General features: G+C 64.8%; 13 protein-coding genes. 10 read left to right on the top strand and 3 right to left on the bottom strand.

Going from position 1 to position 18,432, the window contains the following annotated elements; translation table 11 throughout:
* Window positions 1-8 precede the first annotated feature (8 nt).
* Window positions 9-1,688, bottom strand: a complete 1,680-nt coding sequence (locus tag DS839_RS14960; RefSeq protein ID WP_119271149.1) for a peptide ABC transporter substrate-binding protein — start codon at window positions 1,686-1,688, stop codon at window positions 9-11.
* Window positions 1,689-1,878: 190 nt separating this feature from the next.
* Between DS839_RS14960 and DS839_RS14955 the strand changes: the two genes are divergently transcribed.
* The 10 genes from DS839_RS14955 (at window position 1,879) to DS839_RS14910 (ending at window position 17,239) form a co-directional block, all read left to right on the top strand.
* Window positions 1,879-4,293: a GcvT family protein gene (locus DS839_RS14955; RefSeq protein WP_119271148.1), complete on the top strand. Its 2,415-nt coding sequence runs from the start codon at window positions 1,879-1,881 to the stop codon at window positions 4,291-4,293.
* A 21-nt stretch (window positions 4,294-4,314) separates the two neighbouring features.
* Window positions 4,315-5,568, top strand: a complete 1,254-nt coding sequence (locus DS839_RS14950; RefSeq protein WP_119271147.1) for a sarcosine oxidase subunit beta family protein — start codon at window positions 4,315-4,317, stop codon at window positions 5,566-5,568.
* 15 nt (window positions 5,569-5,583) lie between these two features.
* A complete protein-coding gene (locus DS839_RS14945) occupies window positions 5,584-5,853 on the top strand; it encodes a sarcosine oxidase subunit delta (protein WP_119271146.1) in 270 nt (89 codons plus the stop codon).
* A complete protein-coding gene (locus DS839_RS14940) occupies window positions 5,850-8,630 on the top strand; it encodes a 2Fe-2S iron-sulfur cluster-binding protein (RefSeq protein ID WP_119271145.1) in 2,781 nt (926 codons plus the stop codon). The genes DS839_RS14945 and DS839_RS14940 overlap by 4 nt, the downstream gene beginning before the upstream one ends.
* The gene (locus DS839_RS14935; RefSeq protein WP_119271144.1) at window positions 8,623-9,147 is read left to right on the top strand and encodes a hypothetical protein; all 525 of its coding nucleotides are present in this window, start codon (window positions 8,623-8,625) and stop codon (window positions 9,145-9,147) included. The genes DS839_RS14940 and DS839_RS14935 overlap by 8 nt, the downstream gene beginning before the upstream one ends.
* Window positions 9,148-9,153: 6 nt before the next feature.
* Window positions 9,154-9,816: a TetR/AcrR family transcriptional regulator gene (locus DS839_RS14930; RefSeq protein WP_119271143.1), complete on the top strand. Its 663-nt coding sequence runs from the start codon at window positions 9,154-9,156 to the stop codon at window positions 9,814-9,816.
* Between the two features lie 58 nt (window positions 9,817-9,874).
* Window positions 9,875-11,221, top strand: a complete 1,347-nt coding sequence (locus DS839_RS14925) for a c-type cytochrome (protein WP_119271142.1) — start codon at window positions 9,875-9,877, stop codon at window positions 11,219-11,221.
* 2 nt (window positions 11,222-11,223) lie between these two features.
* The gene (locus DS839_RS14920) at window positions 11,224-11,700 is read left to right on the top strand and encodes a (2Fe-2S)-binding protein (RefSeq protein ID WP_119271141.1); all 477 of its coding nucleotides are present in this window, start codon (window positions 11,224-11,226) and stop codon (window positions 11,698-11,700) included.
* Complete coding sequence (locus tag DS839_RS14915) at window positions 11,700-13,919, top strand: xanthine dehydrogenase family protein molybdopterin-binding subunit (protein WP_119271140.1); 2,220 nt, start codon at window positions 11,700-11,702, stop codon at window positions 13,917-13,919. Before DS839_RS14920 ends, DS839_RS14915 begins: the two co-directional genes overlap by 1 nt.
* A gap of 68 nt (window positions 13,920-13,987) precedes the next feature.
* Window positions 13,988-17,239, top strand: coding sequence for a GH36-type glycosyl hydrolase domain-containing protein (locus DS839_RS14910; RefSeq protein ID WP_119271139.1), 3,252 nt, complete (start codon window positions 13,988-13,990; stop codon window positions 17,237-17,239).
* Here DS839_RS14910 and DS839_RS14905 read toward each other — a convergent pair whose 3' ends face one another.
* Together DS839_RS14905 and DS839_RS14900 are read right to left on the bottom strand one after the other, a co-directional pair.
* Window positions 17,240-18,217, bottom strand: a complete 978-nt coding sequence (locus DS839_RS14905; RefSeq protein ID WP_119271138.1) for an NADPH:quinone reductase — start codon at window positions 18,215-18,217, stop codon at window positions 17,240-17,242.
* Complete coding sequence (locus DS839_RS14900; RefSeq protein ID WP_119271137.1) at window positions 18,214-18,432, bottom strand: hypothetical protein; 219 nt, start codon at window positions 18,430-18,432, stop codon at window positions 18,214-18,216. The genes DS839_RS14905 and DS839_RS14900 overlap by 4 nt, the downstream gene beginning before the upstream one ends.

Raw genomic sequence — 18,432 nt, 5'->3', positions numbered from 1 at the left:
AGGTCAACTCAACTCGCCGTCCAATCCGCCGGATTCCAGGTGTTGATCGGCGTATAGGGATTGAGCACATAGCCGCCGACACGGTCCTTCACGCCGACGATCGTCTGATAGGCGAAGATCGGCGCGAAAGGCAGGTCCTCCAGCAGGATTTCCTGGATGCGGTCATAGATGGCCTTGCGGTCCTCCTGCTTGACCGTCGCGACACCTTTGGCGCAGAGCTCGTCGATCTCGGGATTCTCGTATTGGACATAGTTCGAGCCGCTGCCGCCCTTGGCCGGTATCGACTTGCTGATGATGCGGTCGCCATAATCGGGATCGGGATAGAGCAGCGCATCCCAGCCGACCATGAGCGTGTCGAACTCGCTCTTGACCGTATAGTCGCCCCAGACGACCGAGGCCGGCATGTTCTTGATGGTCATCTCGACATTGACCTTCTTGAGGTTCTGCTGGACGAGCTGCTGCGCCTGCTCGCGCGCCTTGTTGCCGGCCGTGGTCGACATGGTGAAAGCGAGACGCACGCCGTCCTTGGCGCGAACGCCGTCATCGCCGACCTTCCAGCCCGCTTCATCGAGAAGGGCCGCGGCCTTCACAGGATCGAAGCCCGGATCGACCAGCTTGTTGTTGTAGGCCCAGTGATTGGGCGGCAGATAGCTCAGGCTCGGGATCGGCACGCCGTAATAGACGGCATCGATCCAGCCCTTCTTGTCGATCGCCATATAGAGCGCCTTGCGCACGCGCTTGTCCTGGAACTGCGGCTTGCCGCAGTTGAAATAGATGAACTCGACGAAAGGCGAGGCGCTCGGCTCGACCTTGCAGTTCGGAAGCTGCTTGGCCTTGGCATAGAGCAGCGGCGGAATACCCTGCAGCTCATAGATGTCGACCTCGCCGGTCTGGAACTGGGCATAGAGCGTCTGCTGGTCGGGCACGTATTTCTGGATCAGGGAGGTGAGCTTTGGTGCGCCGCCGTGATAGTCGGGATTGGGCTCGAATTCGATATGGCTGCCGGCGACCCGGCTCTTGAACTTGAAGGGCCCGGTGCCGATGGGCTGGACATTGAAGGGCGCCGTGTTGATGTCGATGCCGCTCAATATGTGCTTCGGAATGATGCTGGTCTTCTGCCACGACACCACATAGGGCGCAAAACTGTCCTTGAGCTTGATGCGCACAGTGTTGTCATCGACCGCCTCGTAGCTTTCGACATGCTCATGGCCGTTGCGGCTCCTCACAACCACCTTGGGATCGCGGATGACGTCGAGGGTGAAGATCACGTCGGCGGAGGAGAAGGGCTTGCCGTCATGCCACTTGACGCCGGGGCGGAGCTTGATGGTCCAGGTGAGGCCGTCGGCGGAAATGCCGCCATTCTCCGCGGTCGGGATCTCGGCGGCGAGATTGGCGATGAGCTTGCCTGAGGGATCGAACTTCCAAAGCGCGTCGAAGACGATGAATTCGACCGAGGTCTCGACGCCGGTGTTCACATAGAGCAGCGGGTTGAAGTTCACCGCTTCCTGGGTGACGCCGATGACCAGCTGGCCGGCCGCCGCCTGGGCGGGCGTCGCCGCGAGGTTAGACAAAGCCGCGGCGCCGAGCCCGCCGGCCAAAGGCACCGTCAGGCCAAGCAGGCTGCCGGAGCGCAAGAGTTCCCGGCGATTGAGCGAAGCTTTGTTGAATTCATCGGCGATGTCACTCATTTCGTTTCACTCCCTTGGTTTTGCGGCCTTTCCCGACCGAAGGCTAACAAGGCTAGCTCATCGCTCAGTACTAGACAAGCATGTACATTAAGTCCTGCCGCTATCGTTATGGATATTGCAGGTGCTCAGCAGAGTACTAGACATATGTGTCCATTATCTCTAGCCTCCGAGTTCGGTGAAGGAGAGACGGATGAAATCGCATTATCGGGCAGTGGTGATCGGCGGCGGCGTGGTCGGCGCCTCGGTCCTTTATCATCTGGCGAAATTCGGCTGGCGCGACCTCGTGCTGATCGAGCGCGAGGTGCTGACCGCGGGATCGAGCTGGCATGCGGCCGGCGGCTTCCATGCGCTCAATGCCGATCCCAATATCGCAGCGCTCCAGGCCTATACGATCGATCTCCTGTCGGAGATCGAGAAGGAATCGGGCCAGAATATCGGCATGCATATGACGGGCGGCATCGCCATCGCTGCCGCACCCGAACGCTGGGAATGGCTCAAGGCCTCCTACCGCGTCTTCCAGACGATCGGCATCGAGGATGCCCATCTGGTCGGCGTCGATGAGATCCGCAAGCTCTGCCCGATCATCAATACCGATGGCCTTATCGGCGGCCTCTTTGCCGAAAGGGAAGGCTATATCGATCCCGCCGGCACGGTGCATGCCTATGCCAGGGCGGCGAAGAAGCGCGGCGCGGAAGTGATCGAGCACAACCGCGTGATCGAGCTCAAGCATCGTCCCGACGGGCAGTGGGACGTGGTGACGGAGAAGGGCACGATCACCGCCGAGCATGTCGTCAATGCCGCAGGGCTGTGGGCCAAGCAGGTCGGGCGCATGGCCGGCATCGAGCTGCCGGTCTCGCCCATGGAGCATCATTATCTCGTCACCGAGACCATCCCCGAGGTGAAGGCGCTCGACAAGGAACTGCCGCTGGTCGCCGATCTCGAAGGCTTCACCTATATGCGCCAGGAGCAGAAGGGCATGCTGCTAGGCATCTATGAGATCAACCACAAGCATTGGAACATGGACGGGGCGCCGTGGGACTACGGCTTCGACCTCATCCAGGAGGACAAGGACCGCATCGCCGACGAGCTGGCGCTGGGCTTCAGCCGCTATCCCTGCCTCGAGACGGCCGGCATCAAGCGCTGGGTGAACGGCGCCTTCACTTTCTCGCCCGACGGCAATCCGCTGGTCGGGCCGGTGCGCGGTGTTCGCAATTACTGGGTCGCCTGCGGCGTCATGGCGGGCTTCCTGCAAGGCGGCGGCGTCGGCAAGTCGCTCGCCGAATGGATGATTCATGGCGAGCCCGAAGCCGATGTCTTTGGCATGGACATCGCGCGCTATGGCGACTTCGCATCGAACCGCGAATATACCCGCCAGACGACCGGCCAGTTCTATTCACGCCGCTTCGTCATGAGCTATCCCAATGAGCAATTGCCGGCCGGCCGTCCGCTCAAGACGGCGGGCGCCCATGACGCCATGACCGAAGCCGGCGCGCGGTGGGGGAATTCCTGGGGCATGGAAGTGCCGCTCTATTTCGCGCCCAAGGACTTCGACGAGCCCCCGACACTTCGGCGCTCGAGCGCCTTCGCGATCGTCGGCGAGGAATGCCGCAAGGTGCGCGAAGGCGTCGGCCTTCTCGATATCAGCGCCTTCTCGCGCTACGAGGTCTCAGGCGCAGGAGCCGAAAGCTGGCTCGACCGGCTCGTCGCCTGCGCCTTGCCCAAGCCCGGCCGCGCCAGGCTCGCGCCCATGCTGGGCGAGAACGGCAAGCTCAAGGGCGACCTCACGCTCTTCAACTGGGGCGACGGTACCTGGTGGATCATGGGCTCCTATTATTTGCGGCAATGGCATATGCGCTGGTTCGAGCAGCATCTGGCGGAGAATGTCGCGGTGCGCGACATCTCCGATGATGTGGTCGGCTTCTCGCTCGCCGGACCCCGGTCGCGCGAGCTGCTCAGCCGCGTGACGCATCAGGACGTGTCGCATGAGGCCTTCGGCTTCCTCGCCTGCCGCAGCCTCGATGTCGGGCTGATCCGCGCCAGGGTCGGCAGGCTCTCGGTCGTGGGCGAGCTCGGCTATGAGATCAGCTGTCGCGCCAATGAGCATAGGGCGCTGAGAAGGACATTGCTGGATGCGGGCAAGGATCTCGGCATCGTCGAATATGGCTTCAACGCCGTCAATGCGCTCAGGCTCGAAAAGAGCTTCGGCATCTGGTCGCGCGAATTCACCCAGGGCTACACGGCCGCCGAAACCGGCATGGACCGCTGGATCGCCTTCGACAAGGGCGATTTCATCGGCCGCGCCGCGGCGCTGGAGGAGAAGGCTAGCGGTGGCCCGCGCCGCTGCCTCGTCACGCTCGCGATCGACGCCGAGGATGCCGATGCGACGGGCTTCGAGCCGATCTGGCTGAAGGGCCGCCGTGTCGGCTTCATCACCTCGGGCGGCTATGGCCACACCGTCGGCAAGAGCCTCGCCATGGCGCTGGTCGAGCCGGAGGCGGCGGAGGCGGGGACGGAGCTTTCGACCCATATTGTCGGCGTTGAGCGGCAAGCGCGCGTCATCGAAGCCTCGCCCTATGATCCGAAAGGGACCAAGATGCGCGCGTGACGATTTGATAAAGGCCGACGCATGACCCGCCGCTATTCCGCCTTCTCGCTCCTCAAGGAAGGACTCGCCGGCCAGACCGGCTGGGCGCCGGCCTGGCGCTCGCCTGAGCCCAAGAAGAATTACGACGTGATCATCATCGGCGGCGGCGGCCATGGCCTGGCGAGCGCCTATTATCTCGCCAAGACACATGGCATCGGCAATGTCGCGGTGCTGGAGAAAGGCTGGATCGGCGGCGGCAATACCGGGCGCAACACCACCGTGGTGCGCTCGAATTATTATTATCCCGAAAGCGTCGCGCTCTATGGCCTCTCGCACCGGCTCTATGAGGGGCTCGCACGCGAGCTCAATTACAATATCATGCTGTCGCAGCGCGGCATGATCAATCTGTGCCACAGCGCGATCGAGATGGAAATCGCCGCGCGCACCGTCAATGCCATGCAGATCAACGGCATCGATGCCGAGCTGTTCTCACCTGAGGATGTCCGCCGGGTGGCGCCGATCTTCAATTTCTCCCCTGAGGCGCGCTTTCCGGTCTTCGGCGGCGTGTGGCAAGGAAGAGCCGGCACCGCGCGCCATGACGCCGTCGCCTGGGGCTACGCGCGGGGCGCGAGCGGACTTGGCGTCGACATCATCCAGAACTGCGAGGTTACGGATTTCATCATCGAGGGCGGGCGCTGCCGGGGTGTGAAGACGAGCAAAGGCGCCATGCGCGCCGAGCGCATCGGCATGGCGGTCGCCGGGCATTCCTCGGTGCTCGCCGCCAAGGCCCAATTCCGCCTGCCGATCAACTCCTATGCCTTGCAGGCTTGCGTGTCGGAGCCGGTCAAGCCGATCCTCGACACGGTCGTGGCCTCGCCCGGCACCGGGGTCTATGTCAGCCAGTCGGACAAGGGCGAGATGGTCATTGGCGGCGCGCTCGACCGCATTCCCTCTTACGGCCAGCGCGGCGGCCTGCCGGTGCTCGAAGGCGTGATCTCGGGCCTCCTCGAGATGATTCCGGCTTTCGGCCAGCTCAAGCTGATGCGCCAATGGGCCGGCATCGTCGATGTGGTGCCCGATTCATCGCCGATCATCGGGCCTTCGCCCGTGCCCGGACTCTATCTCAATTGCGGCTGGGGCACCGGCGGCTTCAAGGCCATCCCGGCGGGCGGCACGCTCTTGGCGCATCTCCTCGCCACCGGCAAGCATCACGATATCAGCCGTCCCTTCGACCTCGATCGCTTCGCGACCGGTCGCCTCATCGACGAGGCGGCGGGCTCAGGCATCGCGCATTAGGACAAGGAGAGAACGATGCAGATCTTCATCTGTCCTTTCTGCGGCCCGCGCGCCGAGAGCGAATTCCATTATGGCGGCGAAGCCGGAAACCTCAGGCCCGACGGCGCCGATGTGCCGGCCGAAGACTGGGCGAACTATCTTTACATGCGCGCCAATCCGAAGGGCGCCGCGCGCGAAGTCTGGCTGCATATGACCTGCGGCGAGTTCTTCGTGATGGAGCGCGACAGTATCAGCCACAAAGTCCACACCGCGACGGCGATCGCCGACACGAGCGAGGCGAAATGAGCTCGATGCGTCTTCCCTCGGGCGGCAGCGCCATTGATCGCTCGCGCGCGATCTCCTTCAGCTTCGACGGGCGCGAGGTCGCGGCCTTCCACGGCGACACGATCGCTTCCGCCCTGCTTGCCAATGATGTGGCGGTCGTCGGCCGCAGCTTCAAATATCACCGGCCGCGCGGCATCTGGGGGGCGGGTGTCGAGGAGCCGAACGCCCTTGTCGATATTGCCGGCAGTGGCCCGAATATGCGGGCCACGACCGAGCCCGCCCGGCCGGGGCTTATCGCGCGGAGCGTCAACGCCGCGCCCGATGCGCTCCATGACACACGAGCTTTCCTCGACCGCTTCGCGCGCTTCATTCCGGCTGCTTTCTACTACAAGACCTTCATGTGGCCCGACTGGCATCGCTTCGAGCCCCGGATCCGCGCCATGGCCGGATTGGGCAAGGTCGATCCCACCTGGAAAGCGGCGAAAGCCGCCGATCGGGTCAACCATCACTGCGACGTGCTGGTGGTGGGTGCAGGCTCGGCGGGCCTTGCCGCCGCGAAGCGTGCAGCGGAAGCGGGCAAGTCGGTCATGCTGGTCGATGAGCAATCAATAGGGGGCGGCTCGCTGCTGCATCGCGACGGCGAGATCGACGGCAAGCCCGGCCCGCAATGGGCCGAAGAGACGGTCGCGGCGCTGAAGCGTGACGGCCATCCGGTCCTCACCTCGACCACCGCCTTCGGCATCTATGACCACAATCTCGTCGCCCTGAATCAGCGCCATCATGACGGCCGTCCGGACACGCTGTGGCGGGTCAGGCCGCGCCAGGTCATTCTCGCAACCGGTGCCATCGAGCGGCCTTTGCCCTTCGCCAATAACGACCTGCCCGGCATCATGTCGGCGGATTCGGCGCTCGTCTATTTGCGCCGCTATGGCGTGCGCGTGGGCCGGCGCATCGTGATCGCCACCAATAATGACAGCGCCTATGAGGTGGCGGGTGCGCTCGCCAAGGCGGGTGCCGAGGTCGTGCTGGTCGAGATGCGCAAGGACATGGCGCGCGCCGCGCCAGAGGGTGTGGGGTGGCTTGCCGGACGCAGCATCGTGTCGGCGCGGGGCCGGATGCGTGTCGAAGGCGTGACACTCGATGACGGCATATCATTGCCTGCCGATTGCGTGCTCGTCTCCGGCGGCGCCACGCCGACCATTCATCTCTATGCCCAAGCGAAAGGCAAGCCAGTCTGGAACGAAGCGCGTGCCGCTTTCCTGCCGGGCGATCCGGTCGACGGGATCACGGTCGTGGGCGCCGCCATGGGCGAAACCAAGGACGGCGTCCTGGCGACATGGCCGGATGCGCGTGCGAAAGGCCGCGTGTGGATCGACTATCAGAGCGATGTGACGGCGAAGGATGTGTCGCTCGCGGCGCGCGAGAACTTCGTCTCGGTCGAGCATCTCAAGCGCTACACCACGCTCGGCATGGCGACGGATCAGGGCAAGACCTCGAACCTGCCGGGTCTCGCGCTGATGGCCGGCATCACCGGGCGTTCCGTCCCCGAGACCGGCATCACCACCTATCGGCCGCCTTTCACGCCGGTGCCGTTCACCAGCTTCGCCGGCCTCAATGGCGGAGAATTGATGGTGCCGGTGCGCCGGCTGCCGCTCGAGACGGTACATCGCGCGCAAGGTGCTGTGTTCCAGGAATATGGCGGCTGGCTGCGTCCGGCGCATTATGGCGGCGCCGATGCCGAGCGCGCAATCCAGGAAGAGGCCCGGCGGGCGCGCCAATCGGCGGCGCTGTTCGACGGCTCGACCCTCGGCAAGATCGAGGTGATGGGGCCAAAGGCCGCCGAATTCGTCGACTTCATCTGCTACAACACCATGTCGACGCTCACGCCGGGCCGCTGCCGCTACGGCTTCATGCTGTCGGAAACGGGCGTCGTCTTCGATGACGGCATTTTGGTGCGGTTGGACGAGCATCGCTTCGTCGTCTCCTGCTCCTCATCGCATGTGGCTTCCGTGCATGCCAGGCTCGAGGAATGGCGGCAGGATCGCTTTGGCCGCGAGGCGGTCCATATCCACAATGCCACGGCCGAGATGGCGACGCTGACCGTTTCGGGTCCGCAATCGAAACCATTGCTCGCGGCACTCGATCTCGGCCTCTCGCTCGATGATCGCGATTTGCCGCATATGGCGGTGGGCGAGGGTAGCTTCGGTGCCGACAGGCTGCGCATCGCGCGCGTGAGCTTCACCGGCGACCGCAGCTATGAGCTGTCGATCCGCGCCGACCGGGCCGAGCCGCTCTGGGCGCGGCTCAAAGAGGCGGGCAAGGCTTTCGATGCGGTGACCCTCGGCCTCGAGGCGCTGATGATCCTGCGCGCCGAGAAGGGGTATATCGTCATCGGCAAGGACACGGACGGCACCACCATGCCGCATGATCTCGGCGTCGCGGGACCGCGTACCAGGCGGCGGAGCGATTATGTAGGCCGCCGCTCGCTCTTCACCGATGTCGCCAACAAGGACGACCGCCTGCAACTCGTCGGCCTCGCGGTCGCTGAAGGCGAGCCGCCGCTGCCGGCCGGCAGTCATGGCGTCGCGCACGACAAGGGCAGGATCCGGAGCCAGGGCTTCGTGACCTCGAGCCATATGAGCCCGACACTCGAGCGACCGATCGCGCTTGCGCTCATCGAGCGCGGCGCATCGCGCCATGGCGAGACCATTGACATCCAGCATCTGGGAGCGGTCCGGCGCGCGACGATCACGCCGCCTTGCGCCTTCGATCCGGAAGGAGAGCGGCTCAATGCGTGATCTCGCCGAAAAGTGGTCGGCCGTGCCCGATTGGAAAACCGCGGTCATCACGGCGGAAGGCCTCGCGATCCGCTCGGCTTCGGGCTTCAGCCAATGCCTGGTGAGCGGTGACATCGCTGCCTGGAGCAAGGCGTCGGGCATGGCGGCTGAAGCAGTGGGCGCGCTCGCGACCGCGACCGGCCGGAGCTACGCTTTGCGCATCGCCCGCGACCGTATCCTGGCGGTGTCGGAAACGCCTTTCGACATCGCGCCTGGCTGGCATGAGGAAGGCTTCGCGGTCAGCGCTCACGATGCCGGTCTGCATATGTTCGAGATCGAAGGCCCAGGCCTGGCCTCGCTGCTGGCGCGCGCGATGACGCTCGATCCCCAGGCGACGACGCCCAGCGCCGCCGTCCTTTTCGCCGGGGTCAATGCCTTGTGCTGCCGCCATGGCCATGGCGATCGCCTGCGCCTCCATGTGGATCGCGGGCTAGCACCCTATTTGTGGAAATGGCTTGAACAAACCTTGGCGTTGTAAGAGCGTATGGCCAGGATCATCCGCGTGGCGAAGAACGAGGCCCAACGGGCCGCCCTCTCCGGCAATATCAAGGCGACGCGGGAGGACTGGCTCAATATCGCGCTCGAGACCCTCATTTCGGAAGGGGTCGAGGGCGTGCGCATCCTGGCGCTCGGGCACAAGCTCGGCGTGTCGCGCTCGAGCTTCTATTGGTATTTCAAGAGCCGCCAGGATCTGCTCGACCAGCTTCTCGAACATTGGCGCAACAAGAACACCCGCTTCATCATCGAAAGGGCGAAGCGGCCGGCACCCTCCGTGACGCAGGCGGTGCTCAACGTCTTCGAATGCTGGGTGGACGAGAATCTGTTCCAGCCGCGGCTCGATTTTGCCATCCGCACCTGGGCGAGGAGCTCGCCCGAGGTCCACGAGATCATCGATGCCGCCGACAATGACCGGGTCGCCGCCATCGGCGACATGTTCGCGCGCTATGGCTATGACGAGGTCGATGCCTATGTCAGGGCGCGCGTCCTCTATTTCATGCAGATCGGCTATTACTCGCTCGAGATCGTCGAGCCGACGGCAAGCCGCTTGGCGCTGGTGCCGGCCTATCTGCGCAGCTTCACCGGCCGCGAGCCGCTCGAGGGCGAGGTCGAAGCCTTCCACCGCTATGTCGAGGCGATCGGCGTATAACGGAACTTTCACCGCCGCCATGCGTTGTCGCCCGACTTAGCCGAATTGCCAGGCACTGATGCGCGGTTGGAAAATCCTGGGCCTTGTGGCCGTCCTCCTCATTTGCGTGGGAATAGCGTTTGCGGCATTCGCCTGGCGGCCGGAGATCGCAGCTATCGACGTTACGGCACAGAATTTCGACCCGGCTCTGGTCAAGAAAGGCACCGAGCTTGCCGCGGTCGGCAATTGCATCGCCTGCCACACCGTGCCCGGCGACAAGGCTTTTGCCGGCGGCCTTGCCCTTCCGACACCCTTCGGCACGATCCATTCCACCAACATTACGCCCGACCCAGAGACCGGCATCGGCCGGTGGTCGGAAGCGGCCTTTCTGCGCGCGATGCGCGAAGGTGTCGACCGGCAAGGGCGGCATCTCTATCCCGCCTTTCCCTATGATCACTTCACCCATGTGACCGACGACGACAACCGCGCCCTCTATGCCTATCTCATGACGCGCGAGCCGGTGAAGGCGACAGCGCCCGCCAATGACCTGATGTTCCCGCTCGGCTTCCGCCCGCTGCTCGCCGGCTGGAAGCTCCTCTATCTCGATGATGGTCCGTTCCGGCCCGATCCCAAGCAAAGCGAAGAGTGGAATCGCGGCGTCTATCTCGCCGAGGGGCTCGGCCATTGCGGCGCCTGCCACACGCCGCGCAACCAGCTCGGTGCCGAAGACAAGGATCGGCATTTCGCCGGCGGCGAGGCGGAAGGCTGGGTCGCCTATGCGATCGATGAAGCCTCGCCGGCGCCGACGCCCTGGGACAAGGCGGCGCTCGCCTTTTTCCTGCGCCACGGGTGGCACGAGAAGCATGGCGTCTCGCGCGGGCCGATGGCCGAGGTGACCGGCAATCTCGCGAGTCTGCCCGACAGCGATATAGAGGCGATCGCCATCTATGTCGCATCGCTGATCGGCAAGCCTGAAACGCAGCGCCAGGCGGCGGTGCAAGAGACGGCTGCCGTGACGACGGTTGCGGCCCGCGACGGCAGCGAGGCGCAAGGTGCGGCGATCTATGAATCGGCCTGCGCCATGTGTCATGAGAGCGGGCGGCCGCCGCCCTTCGGCGGACTCGATTTCCGGCTGAGCACGGCGGTGAATTCGCCCAATCCGCAGAACATCGTCAATGTGACGCTCTTCGGCCTGCCGCCGGCGGATGGCGAAGCGAGCGCAATGATGCCGGGCTTTGCGGCGGCATTCAGCGACCAGCAGATCGCCGACCTCCTCGCCTATATGCGCCAGCGCTTCTCCGGCAAGCCCAACTGGGAAGGTGTTGCCGAAAGGGTGCGCAAGACGCGGAGCGGCGACTACAAGGTCGCGGTCAGGCCGGCGGACGGTATCGAACGGGCGCCCCAGAATGTGGGCGCGAAGGAGTAGAAATGGCCGTTACGCTCAATGTGAACAACAAGACGCATGAGATCACCGCCGATCCCGCGACGCCGCTTCTCTATGTGCTGCGCGACGAGCTCAAGCTCAATGCGGCGAAATTCGGCTGCGGTCTCGGGCAATGCGGCTCCTGCACGGTGATGGTCGACGGCGAAGCCATGCTCTCCTGCGTGACGCCGGTGATGGCGCTCGCAGGGCGCAAGGTGACGACCCTCGAGGGCTTAGGCACGATCGAGGCGCCGGCACCGATCCAGGCCGCCTTCATCGAAATGCAGGCGGCGCAATGCGGCTATTGCATTCCCGGCATGATGATGAGCGCGCAGGCGCTCCTGCAGAAGAACCCGGAGCCGAGCGACCGCGAGATCCGCGATGCGCTCCGAACCAATCTTTGCCGCTGCGGCACGCATATGCGCATCCTCGCGGCGATCAAGCGCGCCGGCCAGGTGATGAAAACGGGGAGGACCGGCTGATGAACATGCAAATGAACCGCCGCGCGCTGCTCACCGGCGGTGCAGCGCTGATCGTCTCCTTCTCCCTCGTGCCGGCAGGCGCGCAGGAACCGGCACAACCCGCCCCGGCAGGCCCCAAGCTGCCGGGCAGCCTGGATGAGGCGCGTCACCTCGACAGCTGGATCCGCATCGATGCGGACGGGAAGATCACCGTGTTCACCGGCAAGGCGGAGCTCGGCCAGGGAATCAGGACGGCGCTCATCCAGGTGGCGGCGGAAGAGCTCGATGTCGAGCCCCCGGACATCGAGCTCGTGACCGCCGATACCGGCCGCACGGCAGATGAAGGTTTTACCGCCGGCAGCCAATCGATGCAGAACAGCGGCACCGCCATCCGCAACGCGGCGGCGCAAGTGCGCGAGCTCCTGCTTGCGAAGGCGGCAGAGAGATTCAGCCTTGCCGCAAGTGAGCTGAAGGCGGCCCAGAAGACGGTGACCGCGCCTGACGGACGGAAGGCTGGCTATGGCGAGCTTGCGGCGGCGATCGATCTCCATGTCGAGGCCGCACCGCAATCGGCGCTCAAGGCGCCTTCGGATTTGCGGATCATCGGCCTGTCGCTGCCGCGCGTCGACATTCCGGGCAAGGTCACGGGCGGCGTCGCCTATGTGCAGGATCTGAGGCTCGAGGGCATGGTGCATGCGCGCGTGGTGCGGCCGCCGAGCTATGGCGCGACGCTTGCCGATGTCGATACCACAAGCATTGAAGCGATGCCGGGCGTGGTCTCGGTCCTGCGCGACGGCAATTTTCTCGCCGTGGTGGCCGAACGCGAATACCAGGCGGTGACCGCCATGCGGGCTCTGGCCGCGGCGGCGCAATGGGTCGAGCGCGAGACGCTGCCGGACGAGACCGATCTACCCCCTGTGCTCGAAGGACTCGCGCGCGAGGTCGGCACCGTTGCCGAGGCAGGGGCACCAGCCTTCGGCGGTGATGTGTTCGAGGCGCGCTTCACGCGGCCCTATCAGATCCATGGATCGATCGGGCCGAGCTGCGCCGTCGCACTCATGACCGAGGACCAGGGTCTGAAAGTGTGGTCGCATACGCAAGGCGTCTTCCCCGACCGCGAGGCGATCGCAGAGATGCTGGCGATGCCGGAAGAGCGTGTGCAGGTCATCCACATGGAAGGCTCGGGCTGCTATGGCCATAATGGCGCCGACGACGCGGCGGCCGATGCGGCGCTCATCGCCGTGAAGCTCACTGGGCGGCCGGTGCGCGTGCAATGGATGCGCGAGCAGGAACATGCCTGGGAGCCTTTCGGCCCGGCTATGCTGATGAAAGTCAGAGGCTCGCTCGATGCGAATGGCCGCATCGATAGCTGGAGCTTCGATCTGTGGAGCAACACGCATTCGACGCGGCCCGGCGGTGCGGGGGCGCTGCTCGCCGGCATCCATAAATCGGCGCCCGCAACGCCGCGCCCGGCAAAATTGCAGATCAGTCCTTCCGGCAATGGCGACCGCAACGCCAATCCGCCCTATGCGATCGCGAACAAGAAGGTGCAGTGGCATTTCCTGCCCGACATGCCTGTGCGCGTCTCGGCACTTCGAGCCCTTGGCGCCTATGCCAATGTGTTCGCGATCGAGAGCGCGATCGACGAGCTTGCGATCATGGCGGGGACCGATCCGGTCGAGTTCCGGCTGAAGCATCTGGACGACCCGCGCGCCAAGGCGGTGGTCGAGCTCGCCGCCGAGCGCTTCGACTGGGCGAAAGAGATGCCGCCCTATCACGGCAAGGGCTTTGCCTTCGCGCGCTACAAGACGCTCGCCGCCTATCTGGCGCTGGCGCTCGAAGTCGAGGTCGAACGCGACACGGGGCGCGTGCGCGTGGCTCGCGCGGTGGCGGCCATCGACAGCGGCCAGGCCGTCAATCCCGACGGGATCAGGAACCAGACGCAAGGCGGCATACTGCAAGCTATCAGCTGGACGCTCTATGAGGCGGTCACTTTCGACCGGACCCGCATCACCAGTACCGACTGGTCGAGCTATCCAATCCTGCGCTTCGCTAGCGTGCCGGACACGGTCGAGGTGCATGTCATCGACCGGCCCGGGCAGCCTTTCCTCGGCACGGGCGAAGCGGCGCAAGGGCCGACGGCGGGTGCCGTCGGCAATGCCATCCGCCATGCCATCGGCAAGCGGCTTCATGATCTGCCCTTGACGCGCCAGCGGGTGAAGGCGGCGATGGGTGTCTGAAGCGATTGACAAGCGAGCGCTCCTGCGCTCCTTCTCTCTTCGGGCTGGCATGATTTGGGGGACGCCGCATGACATCTGACGCAACGGCCAGCTTCACGACACCGCGCGAAGGCGACATCGGCTGCCGGCAAATTGCCAATGCGTCAGGATTGTCGGCAAGCGTGCTGCCCAATGGCGCGCTTTTCGTCCTCGAGCACCAGAGCGAGCGCGGACGCATCATGCTCAATCAGGTGCCGGGCTCGCCCATCCATGGCGGCATCGGACGGCTCTATCTGCGCATCGGCGGTGATCGGCCGCGCATCGTCGAGATCGTCGGGCCCGAGGCCGGGTTTCGCTTCGGCGCCGATGCCGACCGCTTCGTCTGGGAAGGGGTGGCGGACGGGCTTCGCCATCGCGTCACATTCTGGCTCGCGCCCGCGAGCAATGCCTGGCTTTGGCATGTCGAGATCGCCAATGAAGGCAAGAGCAAGATCGCCTGCGACGTGCTGCTCGTCCAGGATCTGGGCCTCGGCGATCGTGGCTTCGTTGCCAATAACGAAGCCTATGTCTCTCAATATATCGATCATCATGTCGTGCAGGACGCGGCGCTGGGCCCGGTGATCATGAGCCGGCAGAATTTGGCGCAAGGCGGGCGCTGGCCCTGGGTCATGCAAGGCTGCCTCGACGGTGCCGTGGCCTTCGCCACCGACGCGCTGCAAGTCTTCGGCCCCTTCTATCGCGACCGGAGCGGCATCGATCTTCCATTCGGGAAAGACTTGCCGAGCCTGAGGCTGCAGCATGAGGTGGCTTGTGCCGCGCTCCAGTCGCGGCCGGCGATGATCGAGCCCGGCGCGTCCGCCCACTGGACCTTTTTCGGCTGGCATGAGCCCGATCACGCGGATGCTTCGAGCGATGCCGATCTGGCGAAGCTCGAGCTCGTCAAGGCTGCGCGCGCCGGCTTCTCGTCAAAGGACATCGCACTGGCAGCGCCGGCGCGCGGCCTGGTGCAGGATGCGCCACCGCTCACGACCGAGCCGCTGAGCGCTGCCGAATTGGCGCGTCGCTATGAAGAGCGCCGTCATGAGGAGCGCCAGGATGGAGAGCTCCTCTCCTTCTTCGTGCCCGACGGCGCGCATAACCGCCATGTCGTCCTCGCTCCAAAGGAACGGCTCGTTCCCCGCCGCCACGGCGCGCTCCTGCGCAGCGGGCAGGGCATGCTGCTCGATGAGGCGACGCTTTGCGCCACCTCCTGGATGCATGGCATCTTCGGCGCGCAGCTCACCATCGGCAACACCTCCTTCCACAAGCTGTTCTCGATCTCGCGCGATCCCTACAACATCACCCGCACCAGCGGCCTGCGCATCCTCGCCGATCTCGGCCAGGGCTGGCGGCTGCTGACCGTGCCCTCCGTCTTCGAGATCGGCCTGAGCGACTGCCGCTGGATCTATCGGACAGGCTCACGCAGCATCATCGTCGAAGCGGTCGCGGCGGGCAATGACGCGGCGATGCAATGGCGCGTCAGCGTCGAAGGCGAGGCCTGCCGCTTCCTCGTCTTCGGCCATCTCGTGCTCGGCGAGCGCGAGCTCAGCCATCAAGGCCGGGTCGAGATCGACAGGGAGGACAAGCGCATCCGCTTCCGTCCCGATCCGCAATTCCTCTGGGGGCAGCGCTATCCGCAGTCGGCCTATGATCTCGTGACCAGCACGCCCGATGCGGTCGAAGCGGTGGGCGGCGATGAATTGCTCTATGCCGATGGCGTCTTCCGCGGTGGCGCCTATGTGGCCCTGCGCACGGTCGCGACTAAGGAATTCCGCTTCGCCGTCACCGGCTCGCTCAGCGATGCGAGAGAGGCCGACCGGCTTGCGGCGAAATATGCGGCGGGCGTCGACGGCGCGGCCATGCTGGCGCCGGCCCGGCGCTATTGGACTCATGTCACGCGCGGGCTTCGCATCGAGGGCAGCGATCCGGGTCTTCAGGCGCTCGACACGTCATTCCCGTGGCTTGCCCATAATGCGATGATCCATCTCACCGTGCCGCATGGGCTCGAGCAATATACGGGTGCGGCCTGGGGCACGCGCGATGTCTGCCAGGGGCCGGTCGAGTTCCTGCTTTCGCTCGAGCATGACGCGCCGGTGAAGGCGATCCTGAAGATCGTCTTCGCCCAGCAATATGAGAAACGCGGCGACTGGCCGCAATGGTTCATGCTCGAGCCCTATTCGAACATCCAGGACCGCCATGCCCATGGCGACGTCATCGTCTGGCCGCTCAAGGCGCTGTGCGACTATGTCGAATGGACGAACGACCTCGGCTTCCTCGACGAGGAAGTGGCCTGGCGCAATGAGGAGACGCTTGCCCGTACCGAACGCAAGGATTCCATCGCCCGGCATATAGAGAAGCTCATCGCCACGGCGGAAGAGCGCTTCATCCCGGGCACGAAGCTCATCCGCTATGGCGAAGGCGACTGGAACGATTCGCTCCAGCCCGCCGATCCCGGCTTGCGCGACTCCATGGTGTCGAGTTGGACCGTGGCCCTGCTGTTCCACCAGGTGAAGCGTTACATCGAGGTGCTGCGCCAAGCGGGGCGCGGGCCGGAAGCGGAAAGCCTCAAGCGCCTCGCGCTGGAGATGCGGCGGGATTTCAACAAGCATCTCATCCGCGACAAGACCGTCGCCGGCTATGCGATCTTCGCAGCCGGCGAGGAGCGGCCCGAACTGCTGCTGCATCCGAGCGATGAGCGGACCGGACTCAAATACTCGCTCCTGCCGATGAAGCGCGGCATCATCAGCGGCTTGTTCAACGAGGAACAGACGCGGCATCATGTCGAGATCATTCGCGAGCATCTCCTCTTCCCCGACGGCGCCCGGCTCATGGACAGACCGGTCACCTATCGCGGCGGCCCTGAGCACATCTTCCGCCGCGCCGAGTCGGCCGCCAATTTCGGGCGCGAGATCGGCCTCATGTATACGCATGCGCATCTGCGCTATGGCGAAGCGATGGCGACGCTCTGCGAGGCCGACGCGCTGTGGGACGCGCTCCTGAAGGTCAATCCGATCGCCGTGACCGAGGTGCTGGAGCAGGCGTCGCTCCGGCAGCGCAATGCTTATTTCTCGAGCAGCGATGCGGCCTTCCCCGACCGCTATAAGGCGAGCGCCCAGTGGGCACGGGTCAAGAACGGCGAGATCGCCGTCGATGGCGGCTGGCGCATCTATTCATCGGGTCCCGGTCTCTATACCAATGTGCTCTTGCGCCTCGCCTTCGGAAGGCGCCGTCATTTCGGCGAGCGCGTCGATGCGCCGTTGCTGCCCAAGCGGCTCACAGGGGCGAAGCTCACGATGGCCTGATCAGGCGATGTCGAGAACGACATTGCCGAGAACGCGGCCCGCCCCGACCGCCTCATGGGCGGAGGCGATGCCGGCGAGCGGAAAGCGAGCGCCGATCGTATGGCTGAGCGCGCCTTTCTCGAGCAGGGCCTTGAGATCCTCAAGTGCCGCCTTTCGTTCCTCGGGCTTGAGCTCATAGACCAGGAAGAACTGAAGGGTGAGGCTCTTGAACAGGAGATCGCCGAAAGGCACGGCTTGGTCGCCGCGGATGTTGGAGCCATAGCCGACGAGCTTGCCATGCGGCGCCAGGATGCCATTAGCCAGCAAAGGGGCGGTGGTGGAGAAATCCATGTCGATGATGCCGTCGGCCCCCTTGCCGTCGGTCAGGTCGAGCATACGGCGCGCGACATTCTCGGCCTTGTAGTCGATGACTTGGGTGGCGCCGGCGCTCCGGGCGTGATCGGCCCGCGCGGCCGAGGCGGTGGCGATGACGCGGGCGCCGCGAAGGGTGGCGATCTGCGTGGCATAGTGCCCGACCGCCGATGCGCCACCGGTGACGAGCAGCGTCTTGCCCGCAACCGGCATGTGCAAATTGACGGCATGCATGGCGGTGAGGCCCGGTATGCCGAGACAGGCGCCGGCCGTGAAGTCGACGCTCTTCGGCAAGGGCACGGCCTGTTCCGCCGGCAAGGCGATGAACTCGGCGGCCGTGCCGAAAGCGCGCTGCCATTGTCCGTTCCACAGCCAGACGCGCTCACCGATGCGCGAAGCCGGCACATTGTCGCCAACGGCCGCGATCACGCCCGAGCCATCGCTGTGCGGCACCACCTTGGCGCCGGCGAGCGGCCGTCCGGCGCGGCTCTTCACATCGGAGGGATTGACGCCGGAGACATTGAGCTTGACCAGCACCTCGCCACGGGCGGGCTTGGGGTCCGGCAGGTCGCCCACGATCAGAACATCGCGCGCCGCTCCGTTTCTTTCATACCATGCTGCTTTCATCCTGGAGCCCGGGCGCCGCCTTTGAGGACATCGTCAAAAAGCTGCGTCATCGTCCGCCAGTGGCGTTCGCAGGCCGTCTCGTCATAGACCGGCGTGTCGCGCAAGACCAGGATCCCTTCCATGAAGACGAAGACAGCGGCCGGGGCCTTGTTTGGGGCCGATAGACATAGGACGGGCAAAACCCCATCGCGGATCTTGATCTCGATCTTTTGCAT

The organism is Taklimakanibacter deserti (assembly GCA_003574785.1).
Note: the sequence above shows the minus strand (reverse complement) of the source record. Positions and strands in the feature narration are given on the sequence as shown.